Raw genomic sequence first — 13,357 nt, 5'->3', positions numbered from 1 at the left:
CCCGACAAGCACCGGCATGTGGCCGTACTATCCCGATCTGCTCGCCGTGCCGGTCCCGCGCTATACCAGCTTCCCCACTGCGGCGGAGTTTGGTGAGGGGATTGGCAGCGTCGATGCCGATGCCGCCCTGCGCGGCGTGTCGGGCGATGTCTCGCTCTATGTCCACATCCCGTTTTGCGAGCAGATCTGCTGGTACTGCGGCTGCAACACCGGCGCGGCCAACCGCCGCCAACGCCTTGCGAGCTACCTAGATGCCCTGCACCGCGAAATCGCCCTGGCCGGCGTTCGGCTCGACGGCCGGATCGCCGCGCGCCGGATCGCCTTCGGTGGCGGCAGCCCCAATGCGATCACGCCGACCGACTTTGTCCGGCTGGTCGATGCGCTGACGCTCCATGTCTCACTGGCCGAGCCGCTGCTGTCGATCGAGGTCGACCCCCGCACCCTGACAACCGAATGGGCCGAAGTCCTTGGTTGGGTCGGCGTCAGCCATGCCAGTATGGGTGTGCAGACCTTCGCCCCGCACCTCCAGGCCGCGATTGGCCGGGTTCAGGATGATGCCCTGATCGCGCGCGGTACAGAGATGTTGCGCGGGGCCGGTGTGACCTCGCTCAATTTCGATCTGATGTATGGCCTCCCCGGCCAGACCCTGGCGGACCTTGAAGCCTCGCTGCGCCGCACGGTCGAACTCGGCGCGGATCGGATCGCGCTGTTCGGCTATGCCCATGTCCCGAACCTGATCCCGCGCCAGCGCCGGATCGATGGCAGCCATCTGCCAGATCAGGCAACGCGCTTTGCCATGGCCCAGTTCGGGTATCGGTTGCTGGTGGGTGAAGGCTATTTGCCGGTCGGCTTCGATCACTTCGCGCGGCCCGGCGATGCCATGGCCCGCGCCGTGCAGGACGGCACGCTGCGGCGCAACTTCCAGGGCTTTACCGATGATCAGGCCCCGGTGCTCGTCGGCCTGGGCGCTTCTGCGATCACGATGATGCCGGGAATTATCTGGCAGAACGAGAAGAATGCCGGGCGCTACCGCATGCTGCTGTCGCAGGATCGCCTGCCGGCTTCGGGCGGCCTGATCCGCAGTGCCGACGATCAGCGCCGCGGCGCGGTGATCGAAGGGATCCTCTGCCGGGGTGAGGCGCGCCTCGATCCCGATCTCGCCAACGAAGTGCTGATGCGGCTGCTGCCTTTCATCGATCGCGAACTGGCCGAACTCGATCACGGCACCCTGCGGCTGCTGCCCGAAGCGCTGCCCTATGCCCGCACTATCGCGGCGCTGTTCGATCCCTATCGGCAGGATTCTGTCCGCCGGTTCAGCTCTGCTGTTTAAGCCAAAAAAAAGAGCGGCTGTACTGTGCAGCCGCTCCAGGTGGGGAGAATTTTTGAGGGGAACCGGCTGGCTCCCGTCTTGTCTCCCTGATGGAACGGTCATGCAGCCAAAGCTTTGACCAAAATCAACTGCGCGATTAAATTTACCGCTGGGCCTGTTCGACCAGGCTGTCCGGCCCCAGCACCTGCGGCAATTGGGCAGGCGCGCCGCCGCTGGCGGGATACCACAGATAAAGCGGGATCCCCGCCGCGCCCTGCGCCGTGAGGAACCGGGTGATCGCCGGATCGCGCCGGGTCCAATCGCCGCGCAGCACGATCACCCCGGCTTTGCGGAAGGCTTCGCGGGTCGGCTCGCGCTCAATCGCGACGCGTTCGTTGACCTTGCAGGACAGGCACCAGTCGGCGGTCATGTAGACGAACACCGGCTTGCCGCTGGCGCGGGCCGCGGCAAGGGCTTGCTCGCTGAAAGGTCGGGCATCGAGCAGGCCCGCCTCGGGACTGGCGGATGGCGCGCGGACCATGCCGGGCAGACCAATCGCCGCAAGCGCCAGCAGCGCGGCGAGGCCGCTCCACCACAGCCGCCCGCCGGCCAGGCCATTGCGCTGGCGCCGGCCGAGCAGGACCAGCGCGGCCACCACGATCACCGCGATCAGGCCCAGCGCGAAGGCAAAGGCATTGCCACCGATCCGGCTGGCCAGCCAGATGAGCGCCAGCGCGGTAAGTCCCATCGGCAGCGCCATCCACGCGCGGAACTTGCCCATCCACGGCCCCGGCTTGGGCATCCGCCGCCGTAGCGCCGGGACCCAGGCAATGGCGAGGAAGGGCAGGGCGATCCCCAGGCCAAGCGCAGCGAACAGCAGCAAGGCGGGCAGCGGCGGCAGCAGCAGCGCAGCGCCCATTGCCGCAGCCATAAACGGTCCGGTGCAAGGCGTGGCGGCAAAGGCGGCGAGCAGGCCCGTGGCAAAGGCACCTTGCGGTGAACCTTCGCTGGCGAACCCCGGCACCATGAATTCGTACAAGCCCAGCAGATTGGCCGTGATCGCCACGGCCAGCAGCAGCAGCGCGGCGACCACCAGCGGCTCCTGCAACTGGAAAGCCCAGCCCACTTCCTGCCCGGCCGCGCGCAGGCCCAGCAGCAAGCCGCCGAGCGCCAGGCAGGCGATCACGACGCCCGCGGTATAAGCCAGGCCTTCGGCGCGGGCCTGGCTCGCGCTTTCACCGGCGCGGGCCAGGCTCAGCGCCTTGAGGCTCAGGATCGGGAAGACACAGGGCATCACATTGAGCAGCAGGCCGCCCGCCAGTGCCGCCAGGATCAGCCAGGCAAGCGAAGGTGCGGCGCTCGCGCTGGCGGTCAGTGGTTCCCCACCGGTCGGAACGTCGCCCGGCGCGGCACTGATTGTCACCCCGTCGCCATGAGGATTGAGCCGCAGGACGGCCTCGATCGCGCCGGGCTGGGCCGGATCGTACTTTGCCACCGGCACTTCGGCCACCAGCAGGTCGCCTGCCCGGAAGAAGGCTTGCGGGGCGGCATAATCGACCACGCTGCCCGTGGCGAGGAACAGGTGCGGCTCGCTTACCTGCATCGCCGCCGGAAGCGGGATCGCAACGCGCAGCTTGCGGTTCGCAAAGGCGAAGCGCGCCGGACTGCCGAGCGGGGCGGGGAGCGCAGCGCGCCAGCGGTCAAACCGCGCATCGGGTTGGCCCGGCGCGCCGACCGTCACCCTGGCGGCGAGTTCGCCTTGTTCCGGCACGCAGATCTCGTCGGTGCAGGCCAGCCATTGTGCCTTGGCGCGCAGGTCCAGCACCTGCCCGGGCTTGGCGTCCGCCGGAACGGTGAAGGGCACCAGCACGGCATATTCGGTCTTGAACACGTGGTTCATCAGCCCGGCGATGGTCAGCGTGGCAGGCACCGGATAGGCCAGGGCGCCAGCCTTGGCGCCCGGGGGTAGCGACCAGGCAACGCTCATGCCCTGGCCGGCATCGCCCGGGTTCTGCCAATAGCCATGCCAGCCGGGCTTTGGCTGCATGTCGATCGCCAGCGTCACCGTGCGGCCGGGCATGGCCGGGCCTTCCGCCAACAGGGTTGCGACGATGTTGGTTTCGCCCGCGCGCGCCGGACTGGCCACCAGGATCAGCAACTGCAACAGGAAGGCGATCAGTGCCGCAAGGCGGGGCATCGAAATGTCTTCTCCTTGGCCTTTCGCAGGCCTTGCACTTGGGCGCTGGCAACGCCATCAGGGCCTTGCCGATTTCGGCGATCAAAGCAAGGATTCACCCATGCGCCGCACCGTTGTTAGCCTGTTTGCCACTGCCGCCCTGGGCCTGTCAGCCCCGGCTTTGGCCCAAGGTCAGCCAGCGGCGGCATCGGCTCCAGCCCCAACTGCCGAGCCCGCCCGCCCGCAACTGGTCCTGGCGCTGTCGGTCGATCAGCTATCGGCCGATCTGTTCGCCCAGTATCGCGAGCACTTCACCGGCGGGTTCGCGCGCCTGCTGAGCGGCGCAGTCTTCCCTTCGGGGTTCCAGTCGCATGCCGCAACTGAGACCTGCCCCGGGCACTCGACGATCCTGACCGGCGCGCGTCCGGCCCGCAACGGGATCATTGCCAACAACTGGTTCAATCCGGCGATCGCGCGCGCGGAGAAGAAGATCTATTGCTCAGAAGACCTGACCGATCCGGCCAGCACCCCGGGCAATCCGGTCGTCTCGGCCAACCTGCTCAAGGTGCCGACCCTGGGCGAACTGATGAAGGCCGCCAACCCCGCGACCCGCAATGTTGCCGTCTCGGCCAAGGATCGCGCCGTGGTAATGATGGGCGGGCACAAGATCGACGCCGGCTATTGGTGGAAGGGTAGCGCCTTCACGACCTTCAAGGGCCGCGAGCTGACCCCGGCTGCGCTGCGCGTCAATGCGGCCACCAGTGCCTTGCTGGCCAAGGGGGCGCCGGCGCTCAAGCCGCCGGTCTGGTGCGGCCCGCGCGACCGGGCCGTGACGATCGGCAATGGCACGGTTGGAACCTTTCGCTTCGCCTTGCCCAAGGGGGCCAAGCCCGATGTACTGCGAGTTTCGCCGCGGATGGATGGGGCAACGGTCGATCTTGCAATTGGCCTGGTTGACGAGCTGAAGCTGGGCCAGGGCTCTGCGCCCGACGTGCTGTCAGTCAGCCTTTCGGCCAATGATTACATCGGACACGCGCTCGGCACCGAAGGGGTCGAAATGTGCATCCAGATGGCCGAGCTGGACCGCACGATCGGCCGGCTGTTCGCCGCGCTCGACAAGCGCAAGATCGACTACTTGGTGGTGCTGACGGCCGATCATGGCGGCCATGACGCGCCCGAACGGCTGCGTGAACAGGCCATGCCTGGGGCCGCCCGCGCCGACATGGCCCTGATGCCGGCGGCCTTGGGGGCGGAAATCACCAAGCGCACCGGCGTGGCCGCACCGCAGGGACAGCCGCTGATCTATGGCGACGGGCCGTTTGGCGACATGTACGTCAATGCTTCGGTTATTGGCGCTGCCCGCACCCGCGTGATCGAGGAACTGGTCAACCTGACTCGCAACCATCCGCAAGTGGCTGCCGCCTTCACCGCCGGCGAACTTTCTGCAACCCCGGTGCCCACCGGCAATCCCCAGGACTGGTCGATCCGTGAGCGCGCCCGCGCCTCGTTCATGGCCGAGCGGTCGGGGGATGTGGTGGTGGTGCTGAACCGGGCGATCACGCCGATCCCGGTTCCGGTCGCGGGGGCCTTCGTCGCCACTCACGGCAGCGTCTGGGACTATGACCGGCGCGTGCCGATGCTGTTCTGGCGAAAGGGCATGGCCGGGTTCGAGCAGCCCAACCCGGTCGAGACGGTCGATATTGCGCCGACACTGGCCGCCGCCATTGGTTTGAAGGTTGACGATGGCGCCTTCGATGGCCGCTGCCTCGATCTCGACGCTGGGGCGGGCAACAGCTGCGAGCGCACCAAGTGAGCGCGCGGCGCGACCTCGTCATCCTGGGGGGTGGGCTGGTCGGCATGACGCTGGCGCTGGCGGCGGCGCGGCAAGGGATCACCAGCCACGTGGTCGACAAGGCCACGCCCGAGCAACTGACCTCAGAGGGCGCCGACGGCCGCGCGTCGGCCATATCGACCGCCAGCTGGAACCTCTTCGCCAATATCGGCCTGGCAGAGACGCTTGAGCCGCTGGGCTGCCCGATTGCCGCGATTGCCGTGACCGACCAGATGAAGCCCGGCCGGATCGATTTTCAGCCGGGGGCGGAGGACGGCTCGCTCGGCCGGATGTATGCCAACCGCGATATCCGGGTGGCGCTGTTCGAAGCGGCAAAAGCCGAACCGGCGATTGCCTGGCATGCGGGTACTGAAGCGGTCGAGCGCGAGCGCGGCGAGCATGGCGTGCGCGTGGTGCTCGACAATGGCGAGGAATTGACCGGCAGCCTGCTGATCGCGGCCGAGGGGCGCAAGTCACCCACCCGCGATGAAGCCGGGCTGGCGACCGCCAAGTGGGACTATCACCACCGCGCGATCGTAACGGCGCTTTATCACGAGAAAAGCCATGAGAACGTAGCCTGGGAGATCTTCTATCCCGCTGGCCCCTTCGCGCTGCTGCCGCTGCTCGACGACGCTGTTCGGCACCGCTCGGCGCTGGTCTGGACCGTGGCTGAAAAGGATGCCGCCGGTGTCCTCGCCATGCCCGAAGCGCTGTTCCTGGATGAGGTACAGCGCCACATGGGCGGAATGTTCGGCGCGCTTGCGCTGGCTGCGCCGCGGATGAGCTATCCGCTCAACTTCCATCGCGCGCCGCGCATTGTCGACCAGCGCCTCGCGCTGATCGGCGATGCTGCGCATGGCATTCACCCGATCGCCGGGCAGGGCCTTAACCTCGGGCTGCGTGATGTCGGGGCGCTGGTTGAAGTGCTGGCCGATGGCATGCGGCTGGGGCTGGAGCCGGGCGATGCCCAGCTACTCGCGCGCTACGAGCGCTGGCGCTCGGTTGACAGCTTCTCGGTCGGATTTGCCACCGATGCGATCAACCGCTTGTTCGCGATTCCGGGCCGCCTGCCCAGCGTGGTGCGGCGGCTGGGCATGGGCGCAGTCCAGCGCTCGGGCTGGCTCAAGCGCTTCTTCATGGACGAGGCACGCGGCATGTCGGGTGACTTGCCGGCGCTGCTGCGGGCCTAAGGCTTACCCGGCTGGCGGCGCGCCAGGCCCCGGTTGTTGCACGGCCACGCCGGTTCCATTCTTGAGCTTTTCCGGCTCCAGCAAGGCGGCGGTCTCGATCAGGTCGAGCGCCTTTTGCGAAGCAGCATAGCGGCGCGCGGCATTGACCCAGTCACCGGCGGCAGAGGCACCCGGCAGTCGCTGCACTTCCGCCAGCGCCGTCTCAACCTGCCCGCTGCGCAGCATCAACCGAGCACGATCAAGCCGCGCGTCGGGCTGGGCCGAGGGTGCATCGCCGCGGCGAACCACAAACAGGCCGGAGAGCTCGCGAGTAAAGCGCTGCCAGCCGCCTTCGTTGGCGGGGGTGCCGAGCAGGGTCGGGCCCAGCGCTTCAAGATCGCTGCTCAGCTGGTCAATCGTGACCGGGCGCTGGGCATTGGCGATCAAGGTGGCAACCGAATTGGCCTGGGCATCGCCAAACCGCAGCTTGAGCTGAGTCTCAAGGTAGCCCAGCGGCGCCCCGCGCTCAATCGCGCGGCGAGTGGCGAGTGCGACTAGCAGGGCTTCGGCGCGGGCGGTATTGCCTTCGGTTGCGGCGGCCTGAAGATCGAGCCGGGTCAAGCGCTGCTCCAGCGCGGCAATCCGCTGGTCCATCCCGCCAGCAACAGCGGCGAGCGAGGGACTGGCCGAGGGGGATGGCAGGGCGGCGAGCGGGCTGGCCGAAGGTGCCGGTGCAGCCACTTCGGCACGGCCGAAGCCGGCATCGATCGGCAGGCGATCATCATATACCAGCCAACCAATCAGCGCAGCGCCGCCGACAAAGGCCAGGAGCGAGGTGCCAAGGACGGCGCGCAGCGAAATGCCTGAGCCGGCGGGGCGGCGCGAATAGCTGTCAAATTCAGTCATGCGAGGTTGCGATGGCCTTCAGGACTTGGTGTTTCCCCAAGGGTCTTGGCACATCTGGCGGGCCAAGGCCAGCAGTGCGCGGTCGCTGGTATCGGGGGCCACCGCCACTTCGCCCCAGCCATCGCCCGCTGCCGCGGCAATTCTGGGCCCCAGCGCGCAGAGCCTGAGGCGCGCCCGGCGCAGGCCGTTACGGACGCATTCGGCGGCAAAATGGTGCGCCGCCTCGGCTGAGTGGAGCGCGATCAGCGCCGGTTCGGCCAGCAGCGCAACTAGTTCGGCCGGCATCGGCTGGGCAAGGCTGGCATAGACCACCCGTTCGGTCATGGTGACGCCTGCTGGCGGGGTCAGCACAATCCGTTCCTCACCCGCCAGTCGCAGCAACCGCTTGTGGGCCGCGTCAAGCTGGCCGAGCACCGACTGCAGCCCGCCCTGACCCTGACCGATCACGGAAATCCCCGCCGCGCGGGCGACATCGGCGGTGGCATCGCCCACGGCATAGGCTGGGAGGTGACGGACAGCCGCCAGGCCCGGTCCGGCATGGCGGACCGCATTGGCGCTGCCCAGCAGGAGCGCGTCATGTGCATCGGGGGGCGGGGCCGACCACGAGCGCTGGGTCACGGCAAACAGCGGAAAGCTCCGCGGCTCAAGACCCGCTCCCCGCGCCGCGTCCACCGTTGCGGTGCAGCCAGGCTCTGGGCGGATCACAACCAGCGGAACCATACGCGTTTCCTTAGCTTGCAAAACCCTCGAAATGCTGCCGGATTGCCGGTGAAGCCTGATCGAGCAGCAGGCGTGCGAGCTCGGCCGGACCGGTAGCATCGCCCGCCGGGAAGTGCATGGTGGCGGCCACGCGCTCACCCCCGTCGGGGCTGAACAGTGCAGCATGGAGCACCAGCTCGCCATCGCGATGCTCGGTCAGCGCGGCGATCGGGCTGTGGCAATTGCCGCCCAGCGCCGCCAGCAGCGCGCGTTCGGCCAGCAGCGCTGCATGGCTTGCGCGATGATCGATCGCGGCCAGCAGACCGGCTGTCCGGTCATCGCCCGGACGGCATTCGATCGCGATGCAGCCCTGGCCCGGTGCGGGCAACCAGACCGCGGGATCAAGCGGCGTGCCAACGTCGCTCTGTCCCAGTCGCTCAAGGCCGGCGGCGGCCAGCAGGGTCACATCGGCTTCGCCGGCTTCCAGCTTGCCAAGCCGGGTGGCGACATTGCCGCGGAACGAGACGATCTGGCAGTCGGGCCGGAAATGCAGCGCCTGGGCGGCGCGGCGCGGAGCGCTGGTGCCGATCCGGGCGCCGGGCGGCAGGGCTGCCAGGCTATCCACGCCCACCAGCACGTCACGCACATCGGCGCGCGGCAGCACGGCGGCAATGGCAATTCCGGCGGGGCGCAGCGTCTCGACATCCTTGGCCGAATGGACCGCAAAGTCGATCTCACCCTCCAGCAGCCAGACATCGAGTTCCTTGGTCCACAGCGCCTTGCCGCCAATTTCGGCGAGCGGGCGGTCCAGGATCTTGTCGCCGCTGGCCTGCACGGGGACGATTTCCACCGTCAGCCCCGGGTGGGCAGCACAAAGCCGGTCGCGTGCTTCTTCCGCCTGGGCCATGGCAAGCGGTGAGCGGCGGGTTCCAAGACGGAGTGGACGGTCAGTCATGCGCGCCTTGTGCTAGTGCGCATTCTCGCTAGATGGAAGCAAGAATGGGGCTGGTGCTCGGAATTGAATCGTCCTGTGACGAGACAGCGGCTGCGCTGGTCGATGGCGAGCGTCGGATCGTGGCGCAGCGGATCGCCTCGCAAGATGATGCCCATCGCCCCTATGGCGGTGTGGTCCCCGAAATTGCCGCGCGGGCCCACGCCGAACGGATCGCGCCGCTGGTAGCGGCCGTGTTGCAAGATGCCGGGATGGAACTCGGCGATCTCGATGCCATTGCGGCCACGGCGGGCCCCGGCCTGATTGGCGGGGTGATGGTCGGGCTGGTCACGGCCAAGGCCCTCGCCATGGCCAGCGACAAGCCGCTGATCGCGGTTAACCACCTGGAAGGCCATGCACTGTCCCCGCGGCTGGCCGATCCTGCTCTACAATTCCCTTATCTGCTGCTGCTGGTTTCCGGCGGGCACTGCCAGGTGCTGCGGGTTGAAGGTGTCGGGCAGTACCGCCGCCTTGCCACGACGATTGACGATGCCCTTGGCGAAGCCTTTGACAAGACTGCCAAGATTCTGGGCCTGGGCTTTCCCGGTGGCCCGGCGGTTGAGCGGCTGGCACGCCAAGGTAGCCGGAAAGCCGTGCCACTGCCCCGGCCGCTACTGGGAAGCAGCGAGCCGCATTTTTCTTTCGCCGGCCTCAAGAGCGCGGTGCTGCGGGCCAAGCAGGCCGGCACACACGCCGATGCCGATATAGCCGCCGCGTTCCAGCAGGCCGCGCTCGATTGCGTTGTTGACCGGACCCGCCGCGCGCTGGCCGATAGCGACGGCCTAACCGCGCTGGTCGTCGCCGGCGGGGTCGCCGCCAATCAGACGATTCGCGCTGGCCTTGAAGGCCTTGCCGGTGAGTTTGGCCTGCCCTTCGTCGCGCCGCCGCTGGCGCTCTGCACCGATAATGCGGCGATGATCGCCTGGGCCGGGCAGGAGCGGTTGGCGCTGGGCAACTTTGTGCCCGATCCGCTCGATATTGCCGCACGGCCGCGCTGGCCGCTTGATCCCGATGCCGCGCCAGTGCGCGGGGCGGGGGTAAAGGCGTGAGGCCCAGCGTCAGCCTGGGGGTGCTTGGCGGCGGGGCCTGGGGCACGGCGTTGGCGCAGGCCTATGCTGCCAATGGCACGCCGGTGCGCCTGTGGGCGCGCGAGCCCGAAGTCGTGGCAGCGATCAATGCCGAGCGGCGCAATCCGCTGTTTCTGCCGGGTGCCGAGCTGTCCCCGGGGATTGCGGCCACCACCGACTTGGCAGAGCTCGATGATCTGCCGGTCCTGCTGGTGGTCGCGCCGGCGCAGCATCTTGGCAAGGTCCTGTCTGGCTTGACCGACCGCCCGCGAGACCTGGTGCTGTGCTCCAAGGGGATCGAGGCGGGGACCGGACGGCTGATGGCCGATGTCGCGCGCGAGGCGCTGCCCCTGGCCGAAATCGCCGTCCTGTCCGGCCCGACCTTTGCGCACGAGGTGGCCGCCGGCCTGCCGACTGCCGTGACCCTGGCCTGCAGCGGGGGTGAGGCGCAGTGGGCGCGGCTTGGAGCCCTCCTGTCGCGCCCAACGCTGCGGCCCTACTATTCGGACGACGTGGTCGGGGCGGAGATCGGCGGAGCGGTCAAAAACGTGCTGGCGATCGCCTGCGGCGTGGTTGACGGCCTGGGCCTGGGCCAGAACGCCCGCGCCGCGCTGATCGCGCGCGGCTATGCCGAGATGACCCGGTTCGGCCTGGCATTTGGCGCGCGGGCGGAAACGCTGGCCGGGCTGTGCGGCCTGGGCGATCTGGTGCTGACCTGCTCCTCCACTTCCAGCCGCAACTTCACCCTGGGCAAGGCGCTGGGCGAAGGGATCGGCGCGGCTGAAGCTCTGGCGGGCAAGCTCAGCGTGGCAGAAGGCGCGCACACCGCGCCGGTGCTGGCCGAACTGGCAGAGCAGCGCGGGATCGCCATGCCGATCGTCGCGGCCGTGGCCCGCTTGCTGGCGGGTGAAGCCCCGGCGCGGCAGGTGGTGGCTGAACTGCTGGCTAGGCCGCTCAGGGCCGAGGGCGAGACGGCGTGAGCCAGCCCCCGGATCAGGATATTGCCGCCCTTGCCAAGGGCGGGCGGACCAATTTCCTTGGCTTCGTCTTGCGGCTGGGCGGCACGGCGCCGTTCCTGTTCATCGCCGGGCGGTTCTATGGGGTTGAGGCGCTCGGCCGCTATGCCTCGGCGCTGGTGATTGTCGAACTGATCGCCCAGCTCTGCGTGCTGGGGCAGCGCCGCGGTCTGGCCCAGCGCTTGTCGGAAGACCCGCGCGAGGAAGTCCATGTGATCGCCGATGCGATGACGCTGACCCTGCTGCTCTCGCTCGGCGCTGCAGCGCTGCTGTACCTGTTCCCGGCGCCGATGTTCCCCAGCGGCGAATACAACGAATGGGACCGGCTGCTGCCGCTGGCGATTGTTGCCAATGCGCTGACCGACATTGCGCTGGCGGCGCTGGCCTATCGCTACAACGTTGGCGCAACGGTGCGGGCGCGCAGCCTGGTCGAGCCGTGGGTGCAGACCCTGGCGGCGATCGGCTTCCTGTTCGTGCTGCCCGCCGCGGGCCTGGCGCTGTCGTTCATCCTGGCCAAGGTGGCGGCGCTGCTGGTCGCGCTGTGGCCGCTGCTGCGGACCTTCGGGGCCCCGCGCGGCTGGCACCCGCACCCGCTGCGACTGGGCAAGCTGGCGCTGCTCTCGGCGCCGCTGGCGGGGGCGGACATGGTCGAATGGGGCACGCGCAAGCTCGACATCGCGCTGCTCGGCTTCTTCACCTCGCCGGTCGCGGTCGGGGTCTATTACGCCGCGCAGCAGGTCGCCTCGCTGCCGCAGAAACTGAAGACCAGCTTCGAGCCGATCCTGGGCCCGGTCATCACCCGCAACCTGCGCGATGGCAACCACGCGGCGATCGCGGCGCAGGTCAACCAGGTCGGTTTCTGGATCATCGCCGCACAGGCCGGAATTGCGCTGGCGCTGGCTATTCCGGGTGAGGCGGTGATGGGCCTGGTCGGCCCGCAGTTCGTTGGCGGCACCGGGGCGCTGACCTTCCTGCTGCTGGCCGAAGTGGTTGCCGCCACGGCCGTGGTGAGCGAGGCAGCGCTGGTCTATGTCGCGCGGCTCAAGAACCTGTGGCTCTCGCTGGCGACGATTGCCTTCCAGGCGCTGCTGACCGTGGGCGGCATCCTGCTGGTGCGCCACTATGGCCTGAACGACAAGTTCGCCGCTGCCGCTGCCGCCGGGGCGCTGCTGCTGGCGCTGGGCTTTGCCTCGCTGGCCAAGGGCTGGTTGCTCGGGCGGCTGCTCAAGGCGCCGGTCAACCCGTTCCGCTGGCCGCTGGTCTGGGCGGTCGCCCCGGCGGTGCTGGTCGGCTGGGCGGTGACGCGCTACCTGCCCGAATGGGCCGAACTGGCGCTGGGTCTGCCCGCGATCCTCTTCACTTACGGCTACGTGATCTGGCACAAGGGTTTCGGCCCCGAGGACCGCGTGCTGTTCCGCAAGAACGTAGGCGGCTCGTCCGATGTCGCTGAGGAAGGCAAGCCATGATCGATCTCAACAATCCCAACCTGCTGATTTTCGCCGGCGCGCTGGTCTTTGGCCTGCTGCTGGTCTGGTACCTGTTTGGCCGCTCCAGCGCCCCGCGTGAGCGCAGCTACAAGCCCGACGTACTGGACGAAGGCGCCGCCCCGGCCGCGCGCAACCAGGCGCTGATCGATGCGCCGCCGGCCGCCAAGATCGAACCGGTGATCGTGCCCGCGCCGGCGCCAGCGCCGGAACCCGTGCCGGTGGCTGCGCCGGTGCCTGCGCCCGAAGCAAAGCCTGCGCCCAAGCCCAAGGCCGAACCGAAGCCCAAGGCTGAACCCAAGCCAAAGGCAGAGCCGGCGGCCAAGACCGAGCCAAAGCCCAAGGCTGCGCCCAAGCCAAAGGCCGAACCCAAGCCGAAGGCCGAGGCCAAGCCGGTTGCCGCCGCCCCTGCCGGACCGGATGACCTCAGCCGCATCAAGGGCCTTGGCCCCAAGCTGCAGAAGCTGCTGCCCGAGCTTGGCATCACCACCTTCGCCCAGATCGCGGCGATGACCGAGGCCGACCTGGCCGAGCTCGATACCAAGCTTGGCGCCTTCGCCGGGCGTCCGGCCAAGGACAGCTGGGTCGAACAGGCCAAGTTCCTCGCCGCCGGTGACACCGCCGGGTTCGAAAGCAAGTTCGGCAAGGTCTGAACCGCCTTTGACGGCGGTCAATGCATTGGCCGCCGTCCCTGCCATCCTGTCGCTTG

General features: G+C 68.4%; 11 protein-coding genes. 7 read left to right on the top strand and 4 right to left on the bottom strand.

Features of this window, described 5'->3' with window-relative positions:
* Positions 1-16 precede the first annotated feature (16 nt).
* Complete coding sequence (locus FRF71_RS02750) at positions 17-1,330, top strand: radical SAM protein (RefSeq protein ID WP_147089122.1); 1,314 nt, start codon at positions 17-19, stop codon at positions 1,328-1,330.
* A 142-nt stretch (positions 1,331-1,472) separates the two neighbouring features.
* On the opposite strand, the gene FRF71_RS02745 is transcribed toward FRF71_RS02750, so the two are convergent.
* Positions 1,473-3,506, bottom strand: a complete 2,034-nt coding sequence (locus tag FRF71_RS02745) for a protein-disulfide reductase DsbD family protein (protein ID WP_147089121.1) — start codon at positions 3,504-3,506, stop codon at positions 1,473-1,475.
* Between the two features lie 100 nt (positions 3,507-3,606).
* On the opposite strand from FRF71_RS02745, the gene FRF71_RS02740 reads away from it, so the two are divergent.
* Both FRF71_RS02740 and FRF71_RS02735 read left to right on the top strand, forming a co-directional pair.
* On the top strand, positions 3,607-5,298 hold the full coding sequence (locus FRF71_RS02740) for an alkaline phosphatase family protein (RefSeq protein ID WP_147089120.1): 1,692 nt from the start codon (positions 3,607-3,609) through the stop codon (positions 5,296-5,298).
* On the top strand, positions 5,295-6,506 hold the full coding sequence (locus tag FRF71_RS02735; protein ID WP_147089119.1) for an FAD-dependent monooxygenase: 1,212 nt from the start codon (positions 5,295-5,297) through the stop codon (positions 6,504-6,506). The genes FRF71_RS02740 and FRF71_RS02735 overlap by 4 nt, the downstream gene beginning before the upstream one ends.
* A 3-nt stretch (positions 6,507-6,509) precedes the next feature.
* Here the strand turns inward: FRF71_RS02735 and FRF71_RS02730 are convergent, their stop codons facing one another.
* Genes FRF71_RS02730 through hemC form a run of 3 tightly spaced genes read right to left on the bottom strand, consistent with a single transcriptional unit; the run spans position 6,510 to position 9,045 of the window.
* Positions 6,510-7,391 (bottom strand): COG4223 family protein, encoded by an 882-nt coding sequence (locus tag FRF71_RS02730; protein WP_147089118.1) that lies wholly within the window; start codon positions 7,389-7,391, stop codon positions 6,510-6,512.
* An 18-nt stretch (positions 7,392-7,409) separates the two neighbouring features.
* Positions 7,410-8,111 carry a uroporphyrinogen-III synthase gene (locus tag FRF71_RS02725; RefSeq protein ID WP_147089117.1) on the bottom strand — a complete coding sequence of 234 codons (702 nt, stop codon included), beginning with the start codon at positions 8,109-8,111 and terminating at the stop codon, positions 7,410-7,412.
* A 10-nt stretch (positions 8,112-8,121) separates the two neighbouring features.
* On the bottom strand, positions 8,122-9,045 hold the full coding sequence (gene hemC, locus FRF71_RS02720) for a hydroxymethylbilane synthase (RefSeq protein ID WP_147089116.1): 924 nt from the start codon (positions 9,043-9,045) through the stop codon (positions 8,122-8,124).
* 44 nt (positions 9,046-9,089) lie between these two features.
* On the opposite strand from hemC, the gene tsaD reads away from it, so the two are divergent.
* The 4 genes from tsaD to FRF71_RS02700 are packed head-to-tail and all read left to right on the top strand — an operon-like array spanning position 9,090 to position 13,301.
* Positions 9,090-10,130 carry a tRNA (adenosine(37)-N6)-threonylcarbamoyltransferase complex transferase subunit TsaD gene (gene tsaD / locus FRF71_RS02715; RefSeq protein WP_147089115.1) on the top strand — a complete coding sequence of 347 codons (1,041 nt, stop codon included), beginning with the start codon at positions 9,090-9,092 and terminating at the stop codon, positions 10,128-10,130.
* The gene (locus FRF71_RS02710; protein WP_147089114.1) at positions 10,127-11,128 is read left to right on the top strand and encodes an NAD(P)H-dependent glycerol-3-phosphate dehydrogenase; all 1,002 of its coding nucleotides are present in this window, start codon (positions 10,127-10,129) and stop codon (positions 11,126-11,128) included. Before tsaD ends, FRF71_RS02710 begins: the two co-directional genes overlap by 4 nt.
* A complete protein-coding gene (locus FRF71_RS02705; protein ID WP_238339384.1) occupies positions 11,125-12,630 on the top strand; it encodes a lipopolysaccharide biosynthesis protein in 1,506 nt (501 codons plus the stop codon). The genes FRF71_RS02710 and FRF71_RS02705 overlap by 4 nt, the downstream gene beginning before the upstream one ends.
* The gene (locus tag FRF71_RS02700) at positions 12,627-13,301 is read left to right on the top strand and encodes a hypothetical protein (RefSeq protein ID WP_147089113.1); all 675 of its coding nucleotides are present in this window, start codon (positions 12,627-12,629) and stop codon (positions 13,299-13,301) included. The genes FRF71_RS02705 and FRF71_RS02700 overlap by 4 nt, the downstream gene beginning before the upstream one ends.
* The last annotated feature ends 56 nt before the right edge of the window (positions 13,302-13,357 follow it).

The sequence above is a fragment of the Novosphingobium ginsenosidimutans genome (assembly GCF_007954425.1).
Taxonomy (GTDB): domain Bacteria; phylum Pseudomonadota; class Alphaproteobacteria; order Sphingomonadales; family Sphingomonadaceae; genus Novosphingobium; species Novosphingobium ginsenosidimutans.
Note: the sequence above shows the minus strand (reverse complement) of the source record. Positions and strands in the feature narration are given on the sequence as shown.

Coding starts and splice junctions, on each gene's coding strand:
- FRF71_RS02745 (WP_147089121.1), bottom strand. CDS start 3,506: ATGCCCCGCCTTGCGGCACTGATCGCCTTCCTGTTGCAGTTGCTGATC.
- FRF71_RS02700 (WP_147089113.1), top strand. CDS start 12,627: ATGATCGATCTCAACAATCCCAACCTGCTGATTTTCGCCGGCGCGCTG.
- FRF71_RS02750 (WP_147089122.1), top strand. CDS start 17: ATGTGGCCGTACTATCCCGATCTGCTCGCCGTGCCGGTCCCGCGCTAT.
- FRF71_RS02730 (WP_147089118.1), bottom strand. CDS start 7,391: ATGACTGAATTTGACAGCTATTCGCGCCGCCCCGCCGGCTCAGGCATT.
- FRF71_RS02740 (WP_147089120.1), top strand. CDS start 3,607: ATGCGCCGCACCGTTGTTAGCCTGTTTGCCACTGCCGCCCTGGGCCTG.
- tsaD (WP_147089115.1), top strand. CDS start 9,090: ATGGGGCTGGTGCTCGGAATTGAATCGTCCTGTGACGAGACAGCGGCT.
- FRF71_RS02725 (WP_147089117.1), bottom strand. CDS start 8,111: ATGGTTCCGCTGGTTGTGATCCGCCCAGAGCCTGGCTGCACCGCAACG.
- hemC (WP_147089116.1), bottom strand. CDS start 9,045: ATGACTGACCGTCCACTCCGTCTTGGAACCCGCCGCTCACCGCTTGCC.